The organism is Fibrella aestuarina BUZ 2, assembly GCF_000331105.1.
In the GTDB taxonomy this organism is placed as follows: Bacteria; Bacteroidota; Bacteroidia; order Cytophagales; family Spirosomataceae; genus Fibrella; species Fibrella aestuarina.
The window spans coordinates 229,897-247,606 of record NC_020054.1; the positions used below are offsets into that span (position 1 = coordinate 229,897).

A 17,710-nucleotide genomic window follows, 5' to 3' on the forward strand; every position below is an offset into this window, starting at 1 on the left:
AACAAACAGGTAGTTCTACGTTCTCCGCTACAACACCCGCGCCCGAATGCCCGCCACGGCGTCTTCGTAGGAGGCACCGATGGGCACAACGTACCCAGCCACGGTGATCTCCTGCCGCGCCAGTTTGGTGATCTTGTCCACCGCCACGCAGTAGGACCGATGCACGCGCACGAAGCGGTCGGGCGGGAGCTGCTGCATCAGGTCGGTGAGGGTCTGGCGGGTGAGCAGCTTGCGGGTAGGCAGCACCAGCGTGAGGTAATTGCCGTCGGCCTCCACGTACAGCAGGTCGTCGAGCAGCACCTTCTCGTCTTCGAAACCCGTTTTCACGAAAATAAACGCCCGCCCGGCTGGCCCCGCCCGCAGCGTGTGGATGTCGAGGGCTTTGGTGCAGGCCTTCAGAAAACGGGCGGGCGAAAAGGGCTTCAGCAGGTAATCGACGGCGTCGAGTTCAAAGCCCTGCACGGCAAAGTCGGAATAGGCCGTGGTGAAGATCACCAGCTGCGGGCGCGGCAGACAATTGACCACTTCCACCCCCGAAATGTCGGGCATCTTGATGTCGAGAAAGAGCAGATCGACCCGGTTGGTCTGGAGCCAGGCGATGGCTTCGTAGGCGTCGGTAAACTGTGCCTTCAGGTCCAAGAACGGCACTTTCGCCGCGTGCAGCCGAATTACGTCCAGCGCCTGTGGTTCATCGTCAATCGCAATCGCAGTGAGGGACATAGTTGAGTTGAAAAAGGGGATAAACGAAGTGATAAACCGGTACGCGGCCACCTGTCGGCGACGAGTTGCCCGGCATTGTTGATCAATAAGCCCAACCTGCCAGCCCGTTGCGGCAAAGCTAGCGGTTAGGGGCGTTGGGCAACGATACGGGTCGCCCGGAAACCTACGCCAACAGGTCTCAACTGTTACTCCGATCCTGCCGTTATAGTCCGTTGGCGGGCGAACCACAAGGAAGGCTATTCGAAAAAAAGAAGGCCATTCAGCCACTTTTTCACGTTTACTACATGAGTACAACCCGCTTGTAAGCCTATGAAGAGTCGCCTTTTTTTTGCCTGCTGGCTACTTACCCTCCTGTTTCTGAGCCAATTGCCTACCCAGGCGCAGGACACGACCAGTATCTTATCGCCCGAATCGGGCCAGCAGATTCCGGACACGCTTCTGTTCAGAATTCAGAAAGCCCAATCGATCATCACCGAAGTAAAGGCGGCAGGTCGGCGGGGGTATGGCGTGGCCCGCATCCGCGCCGGTCTGGTTGAGGTGCAGGCCAACGTCACGCCCATTCAGGATGACATTAAACGGCAAGATGCCAACGTCGACGCCAAGAGTCTGGCCAATTACCGGCTCATTCTGAACGACGCGCAAACCAAGCTGGGCGCCTGGCAAACGAGCCTTTCCAAAGCCAACAACGACCTGCAAAGCCAACTCAATCAGTTGCTCACCCTCAGCAGTGACTCGCTCCTGGTGGTGGCTGGAAACGACACCACCGAGAAAAAACTGTACAGCGATCAACTGGTTGGGCTAAAGCTGCAATTGCAGGAGGCCGGCGTACGGACAACCGCACAACTCGACACGGTCAGTCGGCTGCTGGCCAACGTCTCGGGTACGTCGTTGCTCGTCAATGACCTGCAAACGACGCTGAACGAGCAGGCGCAGCAGTCGGTGGTCGACGTCTTTCAGCAGGAGGCCCCCTTCCTGTGGAATGCCCCCACCCCCACGACGGCCGACGAGTCGAAAACCCTTATCCGATCGACGTATCAGGGACAACAGAAAATCCTGACGTACTTCCTGGCCTCGACCTGGGACAACCGGTTTCTGCTGTACCTGCTGACCGCGGGCTTTTTCGTCTGGGTCTTCACCAATTACCGCAAAGCCAGGGAACTGTCGATTGACCCCGACAGCGACACCCTCCACCCCGTTCCGGTGGTGGCTTCGCTGATTGTGCTGCTGAACCTGATTCCGCTGTTCGAGCCCGGTTCGCCATCGTTCTATATTGAGTTGACCCAATTTCTGCTGCTGCTGGTGCTGACGGTTTATTTGTGGCGCCGCATACCCAAACCTGACCTGCGTCTGTGGCTCATCAACGGCGGGCTCTACGTGCTGTTGATCGTGACCAACAGCCTACTCAACGGCTCGCTCTGGTCGCGTGTCTGGCTGATCATCCTGAACCTTTCCTTTCTGTACACGGGCTATCTGTACGCCAAACACCTGCACTTTAGCTCCGTCAGCATCCGCATTATCCGGCCCGTCACGCGGTTGTATTTTGTGCTGCACCTGCTCGCCATCGTGCTGAACCTCATCGGCCGGATCAGCCTGGCCAAAACGTTCAGCATCACCGCTGTGGTGGCGTTGGTTCAGATCACGGGGCTGGTCGTTTTCATCGAAATCGTGCTCGAAGCCCTCGAACTACAGATTCGCATCAGCGCCTGCTCCAAAGGGCTGTTCTCGCGGGTCAACGTTAGCCATTCGCGGGCGTTCGTCAAAAAAGCGCTCATTCTGCTGGCCGTCGGGCTGTGGCTGATGGTTTTCTTCATCAATCTGGGCATCGACAATGATGTCTTCCGCTTTGTCGGGGGCATCCTCAGCAAACCCCGCACGTTTGGCAGCGTCACCTTCAGCCTCAGCAATATCCTGTCGTTCTCCATCATCATTTATCTGTCGAGTCTGCTTCAGCGAAACATCGGCCTGTTTTTCGGCGAAAGTCAACTCCCGCCCACCGACGGGCAGGTCGATCAGGTCAGCTCGATTCTGGCGCTCATCCGGCTGGTGATCATTGTCGGGGGCGTACTGCTGGCGGTGGTGGCGTCGGGCATTTCGATCGATAAATTCACGGTCGTGCTGGGGGCCCTCAGCGTGGGCATCGGCCTGGGGATGCAGACAATCGTTTCCAACTTCGTGTCGGGTATCATCCTGATTTTTGAAAAGCCCTTCCGCATCGGCGACTACATCGAACTGGCCGACCGCAAAGGCCGCATTCTGGACATCGGCATTCGCTCCAGCCGCATGCTGACCGGGCAGGGGTCGGAGGTCATCATTCCCAACGGCGATCTGCTGTCGAACCGGCTCGTCAACTGGTCGTCGCGGGGGACGTACCTGAAAACGGAATTCACGCTCAAGGTAGGTATCGATACGTCGGTCGATTCCCTGCGGGCCATTATCCAGGAAGAAGCAAGCCAACTCGGCGAGTCCATGCAAACCCCGGATATTATGGTCAACAGCATCGGCGGCGACGCCATTGAGTTGAAGGTCGTCATCTGGATCAAGAGCATTTCAAGCGAAGCCAGTCTGAAAAGCGAACTCCTGCAACGGCTGGTGACCCGGTTCAACGACGCCGGTATCAAGCTGCTGTAGCCGCCCCGGCCACCGGCGCTTGATTGGGAAGAAACGGAACGGTCAGCGCCACGAAATAGTCCTGATCCGACTGCTGAATGACCAGCTGATGCTGACCGGGGTAGATCAGGTCCAGCCGTTTCCTGACGTTGGCCAGCCCCACGCCCGTATTGGTGGCTTCGGGGTCATTCTGTTGCTTCGGATGCCGGGCGTTGTGCACCTTGAAATACAGCTGGGTGGCGTCGAGGGTCAGGGTGACGGTAATCCACGACGGCTGCCGCAGGCTGATGCCGTGCTTGAACGCATTCTCGACGAAGGGCGTCAGCAGCATCGGCGCGATAGACACCGGCTGTTGCGGTTCCTGAATCGTCACCCGGATGGCGATGTCGTGCGATTCGTCGATGCGTAGCCGCTGAAGCTCGATGTAGTTGCGCAGGTATTCGATCTCTTTGTCGAGCGGGATGCGGTCGCGGTTGTTTTCCTGCAACATAAACCGCATCATATCGCCCAGCTTCTGAATGCCTTCGGCGGTCTTCTCACTCTTTTCTTTCAACGCCGTCGCATACAGGCTGTTGAGCGCGTTAAACAGAAAATGCGGGTTGATCTGCGCCCGCAGGCTCGACAGCTCGGCCGCCCCCGCCGACACCTGCGTTTGCAACACCACCTTTTCCTTGTTCAGCACCTGCCGCAGGTAGGCGATGGACACCGAGCCGATAATGACCACGATCGAAAAGACGATGAGCGGATCGAACGCCCAGAAGTAGAAGTCCGTAGCGGCTCCCCACAGCGCCGTCGTCACGAGCAGGATACTCAGCAGGTACGTGGCCAGGTTGATTTGCAGGGCCGTTTCTGAGGTGCGGGGTTGGCTGAGGAGCGGGATGAGTTGAGCGTAGACATACTGCTGCAACGCCAGAATCTGCCCGCCCAGGCACAGCATGATCAACACATCGCGCAAACCGCTACCCCGGTCCCACAGGGTTTGGGGTACGTGGCCATTCAGCGCAAAGGTAAGGGCCATGAGGGCCAGCCCCCCCAGCAACAGGTAGCTCACCAGCCGGAAATGGGCAGTCAATTCGCGCGCGATCCGGTACGTCAGAAACTGGTAGTACTGAAAGGCCAGTTCATACGTACCCAGCAGGATCCCCAGCCCGATGGCATCGGCCAGCACGGTTCGTTTTCGGTAGAGTGAATACACCGCCAGCCCGATCACGTTGCCCGCGCCGTCGTGCTGGTAACGCACGTACAGTTTCAGGTAATGATAGACCAACGTAGCTGTCAGCAAGAGCCCGGCCGCTACGCCGGTCAGTAGCCACCCCTGCCGGTCATCGACCTGCTGTTGCAGCTTCGGGAAAGCCAGTTGATGAAAGACAAACCACGCCAGCAGAACCAGCAGCGCTCCACCGATAAGCGGTACGTTGGTATTGAGAATGTGGTCGTAGCCCTCCAGTTGCCGCAGGATGCCCACCGACGCACCCCGCTGACTAGCCACCGCCGACCAGTATAGCCCCTCATAATTGTTGATTTCTCCGATCAGGCGCCTGATGACGTAGATCGTAACCGTTCCGACCAGAAAGTAGGTCTCGAACCGGCGAAAGCGTGTGGTATCCTGCATGGTTTCAGTTGCTTATGGCCAAAACTAGGCAGGCCCGGCAGGCCCGTGGCCCGAATGGGACGAACCACCCCAAAAATGGGGCGAAACCGGAAGCGGCTGCGCGTTTACAGCTCACCCCCGACGAGTTGGCCCGGCTGTGTTCACGGGCAAAAAGGCGGCCTCAACGCAACCAAGTTACGCTTTGGGCGGTTAGGTAGCTGTATTCGCTGCTAGTCGGGGACGCTGTGCAAGGCCCCTGATTGAGACAATAGCCGCACTAGCAGGCGAACCCAAAGCCAGGTGACCTCGGTCGTCTGGCTTTCTTTTTTGGGCGCGGGGCCATTCCGGGACCGCTTACCCAATAACTTAGGGCTGTCAGACAACCGACTCATGAACGTCACGCTTCCATTCCTGCTTTTCCTGCTTGTTACGCCTGCCTTTGCCCAGCCCAAACCCGATCTCACGACGCCCTACGAGCGAAGTGGGGGGCTGCAAACGGCAACGTACCCAGAAATCATCGACTACTACCGGCGGCTCGACCGGCAGTTTGAGCAGGCCAAGCTGATCGAGGTAGGCCAAACTGACGTGGGCAAGCCGCTGCACCTGTTCCTGCTGGCGGCCGACCAATCGTTTACGGCCCGCCCCAACCGGGTGACGCTGCTCATCAACAACGGCATCCACCCCGGCGAGCCGGAGGGCATCGACGCCTGCATGATGCTGGCCCGTGACCTGTTGCAGGCCAACAAGCTGCCCAAAAACGTGCTGTTGGCCATCGTGCCGGTCTTCAACGTGGATGGCTGCCTCAACCGGGGCGTCTCGCGGGTGAACCAGAACGGTCCGGAGACGTACGGCTTTCGGGGCAATGCCCGCAACCTGAACCTCAACCGCGATTTTATCAAGGCCGATGCCGAGAATACGAAGGCCTTCCAGACGATGTTTCAGCAGTTGAAACCGCAGGTCTTCATCGACAACCACACCAGCGACGGGGCTGATTACCAGCACGTGGTCACGTATTTTGCCACACAGAAAGACAAGCTACACCCCGCCCTGTCGGGCTACATGACCCAGACGTTTCAGCCCGCCCTCGACAAGGCGCTGGCCGCTGGCGGTTTTCCGACGGCCCCCTACGTAAATAACCCGAAAGACAAGCCCGAAAGCGGGCTGCTCGGCTACAACGATTCGCCCCGCTACTCCACGGGCTACGCGGCGCTGTTCAACTGCTTCGGTTTTACGCTCGAAACGCACATGTGGAAAGATTACCCGGCGCGGGTGAAGGGCAGCTACGCCTTTGATGAGGCCGTGCTGCGCCTGTGCGAACGCGACGCCCCGACGATTCTGGCCAACAAACAACGCGCCGATGCCGCCGTTACGGGGCAAACGACCTTCGCGCTCAACTACCGGCTCGACCGCAGCCGGGTCGATTCAGTTACGTTTCTGGGCTACGAGGCGGCTTACAAACCCAGCGAGGTATCGGGCCTGCAACGTCTGTATTACGACCGGGCCAGGCCCTTTACCAAACGCATTCCGTACCTGAACCACTTCGTGCCCGACCTGCAACTGACCGCGCCCCGTGGGTACGTGATTCCGCAAGGCTGGCGGGAGGTGATCGCCCTGCTGAAACGCAACGGCGTCAGGATGCAGGCGTTTGCGCGAGACACGCTGCTGCCTGTTTCGGCGTATTACCTCGACGAGTACAAAACGGCCCCGCGACCCTACGAAGGGCATTACCTGCACACGGGCGTAAAGGTCAGGACCGAGACGCAGCGGCTTCCGTTTTACAAAGGCGACTACCTGATTCTGACCAATCAGCCCGCCAACCGCTACCTGATCGAAACACTGGAACCGCAGGCGCAGGACTCGTTTTTCGCCTGGAATTTCTTCGACAGCATCCTCGATCAGAAAGAGTATTTCTCGGATTATATCTTCGAGGACACTGCCGCCGAACTACTCCGTAACGACCCCGCCCTGCGCCAGAAACTGGCCGACAAGCGGGCGTCGGACAAAGTTTTCGCCGAAAGTGCCAACGCCCAGTTGGAGTTTATCTATAAACAGACGCCCTACTTCGAGAAGACCTATAATCGCTATCCGGTCTACCGGCTGGAAGGCGGTCGATAAAGAGTGGGTACGTACCCAACCCGTTACTGAAAAAACAGACCACCATGAACCCGAAGCTAACGTACCTGCTTGCCCCGCTGCTCACGCTCGTCCTGTCTTTCGTTTTCACCAGCCGGGCCATGGGGCAGTCGGGGCGCAAGCCCAACAACCAACTGGTGCGGCTCGCCCGGTTGGTCATCGATTCGACGCAGCTTAATCGGTACAATGCCCTGCTGAAGGAAGAAAGCGAAACGTCGGTGCGGGTGGAGCCGGGGGTGCTGACGTTGTACGCCGTAGCGGAGAAAAAGCGCCCCAACCACATTACGATCCTGGAGATCTACGCGGATTCGGCGGCCTACAAAGCCCACCTGCAAACGCCCCATTTCATCAAGTACAAAACGGGCACGAAAGACATGGTTCGGTCGCTCGAACTCGTCGAAACCATCCCGCTCGTGCCGGGCATGAAGATCAAATAAGCGCAACCAAACGTAGTAGCAGCATTCTACCACGGTTCTCGCTGTCGCCTACGATGTCGTATCTTCGTTGACCGGGTGATTGCCGCCCTAAACACAACTACGCATGAACTACTTCTTTTCCGCCGCCCTATTGTTCATCGGCCTCTGTGCACGGGCGCAGACGGTTTCGGTCGATACGTTTGCGACCCAACTGAAGCAAAGCCCGGCCGCCCAACTGATCGACGTGCGCACGCCCGCCGAGTTTGCCGATGGCCATCTGCCGGGCGCGGTCAACATCAACTCGCAGCGCGACGATTTTGGGCAGGCGCTGGCCTCGCTCGATAAAAGCAAGCCAGTCTTTGTGTATTGCCTGTCGGGCGGGCGGAGCAGCCGGGCCGTGACGCAACTTCGCGAGCTAGGCTACACCGACGTGCATGAACTGAAAGGTGGTTACCTGAAATGGTCGTCGCGGATGATGCCGGTGGAAGGCGTAACCCGCTCGACGGCCGCGCCGCAGTGGACCCAAGCGCGCTTCGACAGCCTCACGCAGGCGCAACCCCTGGTGTTGGTGGATGTATATGCGCCTTGGTGCGCCCCCTGCAAGAAAATGGCGCCCATCATCGACAAGCTCACGCAGGAACTGACCGGGCAGGCGACGATCATCAAGCTAAACGCGGATACGGAAAAGCCCCTGATGGCCGCCTATAAGGTTGATGAATTACCGACCTTATTGATCTTCCGCAACGGCAAGCTAGCCGATCGCCAAACCGGTTTCCGCGACGAAGCCGCGTTACGGACGATGTTGAAGTGAGCGGGGGCAGGCTGACGGGGGAGCTAATTAAACTGGCTCGAGTTAGCACCGATTGCTTGTCATCCCGACGCAGGAGGGATCTTGATGCTCCCTAACTCACTTATAAGGAAACCTCAAGATCCCTCCTGCGTCGGGATGACAAAGCGCGGCTAAGCAGGCTGTTTACCGGGCCGTTTAGTAGTAAGCTGTGCTACACCCTAGATCGCTTTCAGCAGGCCGCGCCGACGGAGCAGAGGCTTGATGTCGGGTTCGGCGCCGCGGAATTTGCGGTAGAGCGTCATGGGGTCTTCGGTGCCACCGCGTTCGAGCACGTTTTTGCGGAACGACTGCGCCGATTTGGGATCGAACAACCCCTTCTGCTTGAACACTTCGAACGCATCAGCATCGAGCACCGCCGACCAGATGTAGCTGTAGTAACCCGCCGAATAGCCACCCGAGAAGATGTGCTGGAAATAGGTGCTCCGGTAACGCGGCGGAATCTGATCGATCAGGCCGATTTTGTCCATGGCCTGTTTCTCGAAGGCCAGCACGTCGGTGGGCGTTTGGCCGGGTTTCAGCGTATGGTACGACATATCGAGCAGGGACGCGGCGAGGTATTCGCTCGTTTCGAAACCTTGGTTGAACAGGCTGCTCTGCTTGATCTTATCCACCAGCGCATCAGGAATGACGGCGCCCGTCTGGTAATGCTTGGCAAACAGTTTCAGCATCTCCGGCTCCACGGCCCAGTTTTCCATAATCTGCGAGGGCAGCTCCACAAAGTCGCGCGGCACCGACGTACCTGACTGACTGCCGTAGTGCACATTCGACAGCAAGCCGTGCAGGGCGTGGCCGAATTCGTGAAAAAACGTGCTGACCTCGTTCTGCGTCAGCAGCGCAGGTACGTTGCCGGTGGGTTTCGAGAAGTTACAGACGATGGACACGACGGGCGTGATTTTCTTACCGTTCTCGACTTCCTGCCGCCGGTAGCTGGTCATCCAGGCCCCACCGCGCTTGCTCGACCGGGGAAAGAAATCCATGTAGATCAGGCCGATATGTCGCCCGTCGGCTTCTTTCACTTCGTAGACCGTCGCCTCTTCGTGGTAGACCGGAATGTCGGTGCGGCGCTCGAACTTCAGGCCATAGAGGCGCCCGGTCAGCATGAAGATGCCTTCCCGCACGCCTTCCAGCGGGAAGTAGGGGCGCAGTTCCTGCTCATCGAGGGCGTACTTTTCTTTGCGGAGCTTTTCGGCATAATAGCGCCAGTCCCAGCTGGCCAGTTTGGCACCGCCCGCCGCCGGGTCTTTATCCATGATCGCCTGCAACTCCTTGGCTTCCTGCTTGGCCACGGGCACCGTCGCCGTCCAGAGCTGATTCAGTAGCTCGGCAACTTTGGCCGGCGTTTGGGCCATGCTTTCTTCCAGCACATAGGCCGCGTGGTTATCGTAGCCCAGCAGTTGTGCCTTTTCGGCGCGCAGGGCGACCATGTTGGCCATGATGGCTTTGTTGTCGCGCTCGTCGTTATGGTTGCCCCGTTCCAGGTACGCCCGCAGGAGTTGTTCGCGCAGCTTCCGGTTGTCGGCGTATTGCAGGAACGGCATGATGCTCGGGTTCTGGAGCGTAAATACCCACTTGCCGTCCAGCTTCCGCCTTTTGGCTTCCTCGGCGGCGGTAGCCACCACCGAAGCAGGCAGGCCGCTCAAGTCGTCCTGCTTGTCGATGACGAGCGTGTAGGCGTTGTTTTCGGCGAGCAGATTCTGACCGAATTTCAGCGTCAGTACCGACAGTTCACCGTTGATTTTCCGCAGCCGTTCCTGCTTCTCAGCCGTCAGGGCAGCCCCGTTCCGAACGAAATTCTTGTACATTTTTTCGAGCAACCGCTGCTGATCGCCCGACAGGTTGAGCTTGCTGCGTTGCTCATAAACGGCCTTTACCCGGCTGAACAAAACCGGATTCAGCATAATATCGTCGCTGTGTTTGGCCAGTTTGGGCGCGACCGTCTGGGCGATCTTCTGCAACTGATCGTTGGTGTTGGCGCCGTTGAGGTTGCCCAGCACCGTGTTCACCCGGCGGAGCAGATCGCCACTGGCTTCGAGCGCTTCGACCGTGTTGGCAAACGTGGGCGCCGCCTTCTGCTGGGTAATGGTGGCGATTTCGGCCGTTTGTTGCTTGATGCCTTCGTCAATGGCCGGCTCGAAATGCTCGGGCTTGATCTGATCGAAGGGGGGCACCCCAAAGGGCGTGGTGTAAGCGGAAAAGAATGGGTTTCCGGCCGGAGGGTCCAGGGCCGGTCGCCCCGATATGAGCGCAGTCATCACAACAGGTAACGCGAGGAGAAGAGTGACTTTCATTTGATGAAGAATCGGTTGTCTTTGGTTCGTTAAATTTACGACATACCGACCCGGTTTCCTGCTCAGGTACGTTATCAACTACCCGCTTTCTCATTCGCCAATCGACGTTATTCCGTCCGGAGGCTCTTTATTGGATTTACCAAGGCCGTTTTAACCACCTGTAGCCCAATGAGTATGGCCGTGATGAGCGCCAGCAGCAGCGCCACCCCCACGAAGGGCTGCCAGCCGATGGGGGTGTGGTAGGCGTAATCGGCCAGCCAGCCCGAGACGGCCCAGTAGGCGACCGGCCAGGCGAGCAGGTTCGCAAGCAGCAGCATCCAGACGTATTCGTTCAGGAACAATACGACGATACCGGGCACCGACGCGCCTAGTACCTTCCGAATACCGACCTCTTTGGTCCGGCGGGCAACGCTCAGCGACACCAGTCCCGCTACGCCCAGCAGCACAATCAGCAAGGCCAGTGCCGTGGCGACATACGCGGCTTTTTCCATCTGAAGCTCGGTTTTGTACAGCTTCGCCAGCGTCTGATCCATAAAGGCATAGTCGAAGGGCGCGTCGGGGAACTGTTCGCGCCAGGTTTGTTCCATCCGGTCGATGGTAGGCCGGGGGTTGCCCGTCGCCAGCCGGAACGAGAAGAACCGGTACAGGGGCCGACTTTGAAGGTGCACGATGGCTAGCGGATCGATTGCCTTGTGCAGGGTGCCAACGTGGAAATTCTGAACAACGCCGCGGATGGTGTAGCGGCGTGGATCACCCTGCATCCGGACCGCCTGCCCCAGCGCCGCCTCGGTCGTCGGGTAACCCAGCGTTTTGATGCTCGCTTCGTTGAGCACAACGCTGGTCGAATCGGAGCCGGCCCGGCCCTGATGGAAGTAGCGACCGCCTTTGAGGGTAATCTGGTAGGTTTGCGCGTACTGTTCGTCGGTGGTCATCAGCTTCACACTCACCGCCTGCGTGGAGTCGCGCCCTTCCGGGAAGAGGTTGGCGCTGTTGCCCACGTTGCCGTTCGGGATTTCGTACGACAGACTCGCCGCCTGAATACCCGGCAACCGGGCAAAGCGGTCGCGGGCGGCTTCCATCCGCGCCACCCCCTCGGGCGACCAATTGCGGGGCAGCGACGACACCGTCAGGACGGCTTCTTTCTTGAAACCTAGATCGGTGTTGAAGAAGAACGTCACCTGCCGCGAGACCACCACGGCCCCCACAAAGACAAACACGGCGATAGCAAACTGAAGCGTCACCAGCCCCCGCCGAAACAGAACGCTCTCCGAGCGGCTTTTTCCCTTGAGCGAATCAACCGACGAATAGGCCGACAGATAGAGGGCGGGGTAGCTACCCGCCAGCGCGCCTACCAGCAACACCAGCACGGGCAGCAGCCAGCCGTACCGCCATGGCAAGGCGCTCAGGGCGGGCAGCGGTTTACCCACCACCTGGTCGAACACGGGGCGCAGTGCTACGTAGAGCCCCACGGCCAGCACCGCCGCCAACCCGGTCAGCACCATCGCCTCGATCAGGAATTGGGCCGTCAGTTGCTGCCGCAGCCCGCCCAGCGCCTTCCGCACGCCAATTTCGCGCAGCCGTACCGCCGAACTGCCCGTGGCGAGGTTCACGAAGTTGACGACCGCCATCAGGAGAATGAAGACGGCCACCAGGGACAGCGTCACGATCATCTTGTGCACCAGTCCGTTGTTGCTTTGCAGGTAATAGTCGGTCAGGGGCGTGACGTAGGCCGTCAGGTTTTGAGCCAGTTCGGCGGGGGCGTTGGTGGCGATGAGTTGCGCCATCGGTTTGACCAGGTCCTGCGGCGTCACGCCCGGCTGAAGTTCGATGTAGTTGACAATGTAGGGGTTGGCCCAGACGGTCAGGTCGGCCCCGAAACTGGCCAAGCTCCCCGGCGACAGAAACACCTCGTTGGCTTCGGCCAGCAGGTTCGATACCGAATTGGGCGGCAGTTCGTCGAGCACCCCCGTCACCAGCAGTTCCTGCTTGCCGCCCTGTGGCGTTTCGATGGTCACCAGTTGGTTCAACACATCGGCCCGGCCAAACAGTTTCTGGGCTTTAGTCGCCGTCAGCACGATGGCGTTGGGCGCGGCGAGGGCCGTGCGGGGGTTTCCCTGTAGTAGCCTGAAGCCGTACATGGTCAGCAGCGTGGAGTCGCCGATCTGCATGGACTCCCGGAAGTGATTAGCTCCTTTCGAGAGGGTGGCACTGACACCGTGGAAACGGTAGTAGTTCGCTACGAGCTGTGGGTACGTCGCCCGCAAGGCCGGACCGATCGGGGCCAGCGAGGTGATGTCCATCCCCATGTTCTCCTGTTTCCAGCGACTCTGAATCAGGCATTGGCGGTCGGCGTTGCGCAGGGATTGGTTTACCTGGTATTCGCCCCAGACGTAGCTGCCAATCAGGCAAAAAAAGGTGAGGCCAACGGCCAGCCCGACGATGTTGAGGGCGGCGTAGACTTTGCGCCGGAGCAGGTTTCGCCAGGCGATCGTGATGTAGTTCTGAAGCATAACGGGTCTGTGCTTACGTGAACGCAAGGTACAGACACGCCTCGCTGACAGGCTGTTAATCTATGTTAAGGTGTGCGTGTGGCCTATTAGTGGCTACGGACATTTCTCAAACTCTTTGCGCTTATTATCGGGAAGAACAAGTGTCAGGTTTGTTGAACTGATCGAGGCCACGGGGAAACGCGCATCTTGAATTGGAAATAGTCCATTGGTAAAACCAGCATAACGAGTCACCAGCACATCGTTTTCAATCCAGTATTTGTAGGGTTGACTTTCTGCCTGCCGACAAGTTTTTACGGTATCGTTCACTATGTACAGATAGTCTTTGTCAAACGTCCAACGGCTGTATGGTCTTCCTGTCGATGACGGGGCATTCCAGGTGCCAATTAGCAGGTTGGGCTCGATAGACAAGCCCTGTTTGTCATGGCAAGCTGCTGTCAATAGCAGTAGGAATAATGCAACGTGCTTCATCTCGCTTCATACATTTCGCAGCTTGAAGACCACGTTCGATACTAAAGCGTTGGAATAGATTCGTTGCAGCCTGGTTCATTCAGCGCGAAGCCATTCTGTGTTATACGCTCCGTCACAAACCCGCACCATCCACACTTACCGTTTCGATATCGCTATGCTCGACGGTGAGGTTGACTGATCGCTCACCTTTGGGGCGGGTTCTGTGGATCCTATTTTTGGGAATTGTGACGAGTTGGCCGGGCTGCAACTCGATCGTTTCCGTTTCCAGATCGATGAGCAAAACGCCTTCGATCATGATGAACGTCTCATCCGAATTGGGGTGGTAATGCCAGTGATAGGGTTCAGTCATCACGCTCACCTTCACGACATGGTCATTGACCGCCGCCAGCGACAGGTTGGTGTACGTCGTAACCGCCTGCGTTAGGTCGCCAAGGTCAAGTACGGTAAGCGAATTGGGCTCCATAATGGGCGTGTTTCTGGCTATTGGCCATCGGCGCAGGGTTGGTTACCGCTTATAAAGCCGATTCCTTCAGCGTTACCGATAAGTTATTGTATTGCAGAAGACCCTGCCACTTCCCCGTGATGGGGTAACGTTGCCCCGTGGTTTTGTTCTCCAGCAGGCAGTCGAACGAACACGTGAGTTGATAGGCATCAATCTGACGGCTAATGTCAATTCTTGATTTTGGCGCAACGGTGATCGTCGAGGCGGCCTCCCGCTCAGGGACATACGGTTTTTGTTGCTGACTAGGGCTGAGCGAATACGTTTCGATTGATTGAACGAGCGAGCTGTTGCCGTACCACTGTTGAGGAACCCGTACCTCGAACTTGCTGAGGTCAATATCTGTCGGCAACTGGGTTGCGGAGGCAATCGTAAACCTGGACGTTTTAATCAGTTCACTGAGGTCTTCTTTCACCTGTTGCGTGACAGTAGTACTGCCCGGATTCTGCACACTTGCCCCTTTCAATTGCAAGGTTACGGTATCGATACGATCACCCGCGCTGAAGAAATACCGAACGTCGCTGAGGGCATATTGAGCGGGTATAGCCACCACCACAGGATCGACCGGTTTCGAGCAGGCTCCCAGCAAACTAACGACAACGAAGCTCAGCGCCAACAACCGGGCGCCCTGGTTCTTACTAAGCCACTTATTCATACGGATGCGTTAAGAGTAGAGCACTAATTGGTATCTATTTATCTCTTCTCAGAAGACAACCGTTGTTACGTCATACTGAATTTCAATTCTTATTATATAGATTAACTGGTATAACATAGACCACCATTGGCTTGCAACGTCATCCTGTTCCGTCGTTGAGTTGTCTCGTTGGGCGGCCTGTTCCGTCCTTACTGCTTCTTCGGTCCAGGCCATATAGTACCTGGTTTGTTCTGGCTGGTTGAATCGGCCGGTAGCGGTTTTATCTGTCCCTCGAGGCTTCGCAATGCCGTCGTCACCGCTTCTTCTGAACGGCTAGTGGGCGTCAGGGTCGGCATGGTCACGGCGTTTCCTTTTTCGGTTCGCGTGGGCATCGCAACCGCCTGCCCCTGTCCGTTGAGCACGGGCATGTTATCGACATTCCCGGATGCGTCATCCTGCTTTTTGTCGGGGCGTTGCTGCGCCCAGGCGCCTGTTGCACACAGCAGACCTACCAGCACCATCAGTCGTTTCATAACCAGTTTCTTGTGTCTGCCAGAAAGGACCCATTTTGCCGCCAAAAGGTTGCTTACAGGGCTTTTTATAATGGGCAGCAACGGGCCTACTCGCTACGCAGGCTTTTGACCGGGTTCATCTGCGCGGCCCGGTAGGTTTGGCCGCTGATGGTCAGGCTGCCGATCAGCAGCAGAACACCCAGACAGACACCCAGCGTTTCGAGGCCGAGCGTGACGTGGTAGGCAAACATGATGAGGATGGAATAGCCCGCCAGGTAACCCAACGGCAGGGCAATCGCCGCCGCCAGCGCCAGCCACTGTACAAACCCCCGCGAGAGCAGCCAGACGATCTGCGCCACGCCCGCGCCCATCACCTTCCGGATGCCGATTTCCTTCAGGCGCGTCTGGGTGGTGTAGTTCACCATGCCAAACAGCCCCAGCCCCGCAATGGAAAACGCCAGCCCGAGCAACAGGCTCATGAAATCGGTGTCTTCATCATGCCGGTGCCGCTCCCGCAGGAAGTCGTCATACCACTGGCCCGCAAAGGGATCGTAGGGATTTACCCGTTTCCAGGTACGTTGGGCCGCGGCCATCACGCTGGCTTCGGCACCGGCGGCCACCGCCACGCTCAGGTAGCGGAAATCGGCGGGCTGGGTACGTAGCAGCAGCGGCTTGATTGTCCACGAAAACGTGGTGAATCGGAAATCGCGCAGCACGCCCACGATGCGCACGTCGGTGCTGTCGTTGAGCCAGAGCGTCTGCCCCACCGCCTCGCGCGGGTCACCCAGCCTGAACGCCCGCACGGCCTCTTCGTTGAGCAGCACCTGCCGCCCCAACGAATCGGCGCTCAGCGGGGGCAGGTTCTGGCCCGCCAGCAGTTGGAGGTTCATGGCGGGCACAAACTGGTTGTCAACCGACCAGGTGAACGTCTGCATGGAATCGGGGCCGTTGCGCTGCCTCTTTACCTGATTCTGGCTACCGTATGACCCAAACAGGCCCGACGTAAACGTTACGCGCTCAACGCCCGCCCGCCGGCCCAGTTCGCCCGCGAGCCGGTTGGCCGTGCCGGCGTTGAGCGGCAGGTTCAGGATGCGGTCGCGGCGGAACCCGTAGTCGGCGGTAGCCATGTAGTCCATCTGTCGTATCATCGTCAGCAGGGCGATCATCGCCACGAGCGAAATGGAGAACTGGGCCACGATCAGCGCTTTACGCAACGAAATACCCCGGATGACCCGCAGGCCCGTATGGCTCCGTAACACCTGCGCCGGTTGGAAACCCGACAGCACCCGCGCCGGTACGAACCCGGCCAGCAGCCCCACCCCCACGCTGAAGAGCACAAATACGCCCCAGAGGGTAACGTCCCACGGCAAGGCACCCAGCATCCACTGCTGCACGAACGCCATCGGTCGCACCCATTCGAGCAGCAGGGTCGCCAGCCCGAGCGCCAGCAGCGACAAAATCACCGATTCGGCCATAAACTGCCCCAGCAATTGCCAACGTAGCGCCCCGGCCACTTTTCGGATACCCACCTCGCGGGCGCGGGCCAGCGAGCGGGCCAACGTAAGGTTGATGTAATTGAACGCCGCCATGAGCAAGGTCAGCAGCCCCACGCCCAGTTCGACCAGCAGCCCGCCGATTTGAGGTTCGTAGGTCCCCAGCATCAGCTCGTTGTAGGATGGCGATAGCCCGGTTAGCGGTTGTACCTGAAGGCTGTAGCCTTTTTCGTGCTGGAACGACAGGTTCCGCAGGACGCGGCCCGTCAGGGTGGGCAGGACAGCTTCGAGTTGGGCCGCCGTGGCACCCGGTTTCAGCAGCGCGTAGGTATACCCCGCCTGATAGGCGCGCCAGTCCTGAAAGACGCCGGGCTGTTGTGTCTGCGTCGATGGGGCCAGCGAAAACAGCAGGTCGAAGCGGAGGTGCGAAGGGGTCGGCATCTCGGCCAGAATACCCGTCACCACGGCCGGGGGCATGCCTTCCTGCGTCAGCACCTGCCCAATGGGGTTAGCCGTACCAAAAAACCGGGCGGCGGTCTGCTGCGTGATCACTACCGTGCCGGGCTGGGTGGCGGGTTGGCCCTGCGCCAGTGGGTAGCTGAAGAGGTGGAAAAAGGAAGGGTCAACGGCGTAGCTCAGCAGTTGCAGCCGCCGGGTATTGCCCGTTATCTCGCCGTAGGTACGCATCAGCCGGGCCGTTTCGTCCACCAGGCCGTAGTCGCGTTTCAGTACGTCGGCCAGCGGCATGGGCGAGGTAGCGTACGGCCATACGTCGTTGTTCTTGTCGGTTACTTCCGTTTGTAACCGCACGATCCGCGCCCGGTTGGCGTGAAACGTGTCATACGTAAACGCGCCCCGGATATGCGCCATCGCCAGCAGACACACCATCAGCCCCGACGCCAGCCCGACGATATTGATAAAGGTAAACAGCTTGTGTTTCCACAGGTTTCGCCAGGCGATCGTGATGTAGTTGCGTAGCATAGCCGGTT

At 58.6% G+C, this 17,710-nt stretch carries 13 protein-coding genes; 4 read left to right on the top strand and 9 right to left on the bottom strand.

What is annotated here, in order from left to right; genetic code table 11:
• Positions 1-27: 27 nt before the first annotated feature.
• Positions 28-720 (bottom strand): LytR/AlgR family response regulator transcription factor, encoded by a 693-nt coding sequence (locus FAES_RS00900; protein WP_015329294.1) that lies wholly within the window; start codon positions 718-720, stop codon positions 28-30.
• A 309-nt stretch (positions 721-1,029) separates the two neighbouring features.
• Here FAES_RS00900 and FAES_RS00905 point away from each other — a divergent pair, with 309 nt between their 5' ends.
• Positions 1,030-3,348 (top strand): mechanosensitive ion channel family protein, encoded by a 2,319-nt coding sequence (locus FAES_RS00905; protein ID WP_015329295.1) that lies wholly within the window; start codon positions 1,030-1,032, stop codon positions 3,346-3,348.
• Here FAES_RS00905 and FAES_RS00910 read toward each other — a convergent pair.
• Entirely contained in the window at positions 3,335-4,939 is a 1,605-nt protein-coding gene (locus tag FAES_RS00910) for a sensor histidine kinase (protein ID WP_015329296.1), read from the bottom strand. The two genes, FAES_RS00905 and FAES_RS00910, sit on opposite strands and share 14 nt — an antisense overlap.
• 369 nt (positions 4,940-5,308) lie before the next feature.
• Between FAES_RS00910 and FAES_RS00915 the strand changes: the two genes are divergently transcribed.
• From FAES_RS00915 to FAES_RS00925, 3 genes are all read left to right on the top strand, one after another.
• Positions 5,309-7,033 (top strand): M14 family metallopeptidase, encoded by a 1,725-nt coding sequence (locus FAES_RS00915; RefSeq protein WP_015329297.1) that lies wholly within the window; start codon positions 5,309-5,311, stop codon positions 7,031-7,033.
• Positions 7,034-7,077: 44 nt separating this feature from the next.
• A complete protein-coding gene (locus FAES_RS00920; RefSeq protein WP_015329298.1) occupies positions 7,078-7,488 on the top strand; it encodes a putative quinol monooxygenase in 411 nt (136 codons plus the stop codon).
• 103 nt (positions 7,489-7,591) lie between these two features.
• Positions 7,592-8,278: a thioredoxin domain-containing protein gene (locus FAES_RS00925; protein ID WP_015329299.1), complete on the top strand. Its 687-nt coding sequence runs from the start codon at positions 7,592-7,594 to the stop codon at positions 8,276-8,278.
• Between the two features lie 197 nt (positions 8,279-8,475).
• On the opposite strand, the gene FAES_RS00930 is transcribed toward FAES_RS00925, so the two are convergent.
• From FAES_RS00930 to FAES_RS00955, 7 genes are all read right to left on the bottom strand, one after another.
• Positions 8,476-10,605, bottom strand: coding sequence for a M3 family metallopeptidase (locus tag FAES_RS00930; protein ID WP_015329300.1), 2,130 nt, complete (start codon positions 10,603-10,605; stop codon positions 8,476-8,478).
• 107 nt (positions 10,606-10,712) lie between these two features.
• A complete protein-coding gene (locus FAES_RS00935; protein ID WP_015329301.1) occupies positions 10,713-13,115 on the bottom strand; it encodes an ABC transporter permease in 2,403 nt (800 codons plus the stop codon).
• Between the two features lie 93 nt (positions 13,116-13,208).
• The gene (locus FAES_RS29915; protein WP_148289270.1) at positions 13,209-13,583 is read right to left on the bottom strand and encodes a hypothetical protein; all 375 of its coding nucleotides are present in this window, start codon (positions 13,581-13,583) and stop codon (positions 13,209-13,211) included.
• Between the two features lie 112 nt (positions 13,584-13,695).
• Entirely contained in the window at positions 13,696-14,046 is a 351-nt protein-coding gene (locus tag FAES_RS00940) for a cupin domain-containing protein (protein WP_015329302.1), read from the bottom strand.
• Positions 14,047-14,095: 49 nt separating this feature from the next.
• A complete protein-coding gene (locus FAES_RS00945) occupies positions 14,096-14,737 on the bottom strand; it encodes a hypothetical protein (RefSeq protein ID WP_015329303.1) in 642 nt (213 codons plus the stop codon).
• Between the two features lie 188 nt (positions 14,738-14,925).
• Positions 14,926-15,249 carry a hypothetical protein gene (locus FAES_RS00950; RefSeq protein ID WP_015329304.1) on the bottom strand — a complete coding sequence of 108 codons (324 nt, stop codon included), beginning with the start codon at positions 15,247-15,249 and terminating at the stop codon, positions 14,926-14,928.
• A gap of 86 nt (positions 15,250-15,335) precedes the next feature.
• Positions 15,336-17,702 (bottom strand): ABC transporter permease, encoded by a 2,367-nt coding sequence (locus FAES_RS00955; RefSeq protein ID WP_015329305.1) that lies wholly within the window; start codon positions 17,700-17,702, stop codon positions 15,336-15,338.
• Between the last annotated feature and the right edge of the window lie 8 nt (positions 17,703-17,710).

Bases quoted from the DNA above. Each gene is read 5' to 3' on its own strand.
- FAES_RS00955 (WP_015329305.1), bottom strand. From the start codon at position 17,702: ATGCTACGCAACTACATCACGATCGCCTGGCGAAACCTGTGGAAACAC.
- FAES_RS00945 (WP_015329303.1), bottom strand. From the start codon at position 14,737: ATGAATAAGTGGCTTAGTAAGAACCAGGGCGCCCGGTTGTTGGCGCTG.
- FAES_RS00920 (WP_015329298.1), top strand. From the start codon at position 7,078: ATGAACCCGAAGCTAACGTACCTGCTTGCCCCGCTGCTCACGCTCGTC.
- FAES_RS00950 (WP_015329304.1), bottom strand. From the start codon at position 15,249: ATGAAACGACTGATGGTGCTGGTAGGTCTGCTGTGTGCAACAGGCGCC.
- FAES_RS29915 (WP_148289270.1), bottom strand. From the start codon at position 13,583: ATGAAGCACGTTGCATTATTCCTACTGCTATTGACAGCAGCTTGCCAT.
- FAES_RS00935 (WP_015329301.1), bottom strand. From the start codon at position 13,115: ATGCTTCAGAACTACATCACGATCGCCTGGCGAAACCTGCTCCGGCGC.
- FAES_RS00930 (WP_015329300.1), bottom strand. From the start codon at position 10,605: ATGAAAGTCACTCTTCTCCTCGCGTTACCTGTTGTGATGACTGCGCTC.
- FAES_RS00940 (WP_015329302.1), bottom strand. From the start codon at position 14,046: ATGGAGCCCAATTCGCTTACCGTACTTGACCTTGGCGACCTAACGCAG.
- FAES_RS00915 (WP_015329297.1), top strand. From the start codon at position 5,309: ATGAACGTCACGCTTCCATTCCTGCTTTTCCTGCTTGTTACGCCTGCC.
- FAES_RS00910 (WP_015329296.1), bottom strand. From the start codon at position 4,939: ATGCAGGATACCACACGCTTTCGCCGGTTCGAGACCTACTTTCTGGTC.
- FAES_RS00900 (WP_015329294.1), bottom strand. From the start codon at position 720: ATGTCCCTCACTGCGATTGCGATTGACGATGAACCACAGGCGCTGGAC.
- FAES_RS00905 (WP_015329295.1), top strand. From the start codon at position 1,030: ATGAAGAGTCGCCTTTTTTTTGCCTGCTGGCTACTTACCCTCCTGTTT.
- FAES_RS00925 (WP_015329299.1), top strand. From the start codon at position 7,592: ATGAACTACTTCTTTTCCGCCGCCCTATTGTTCATCGGCCTCTGTGCA.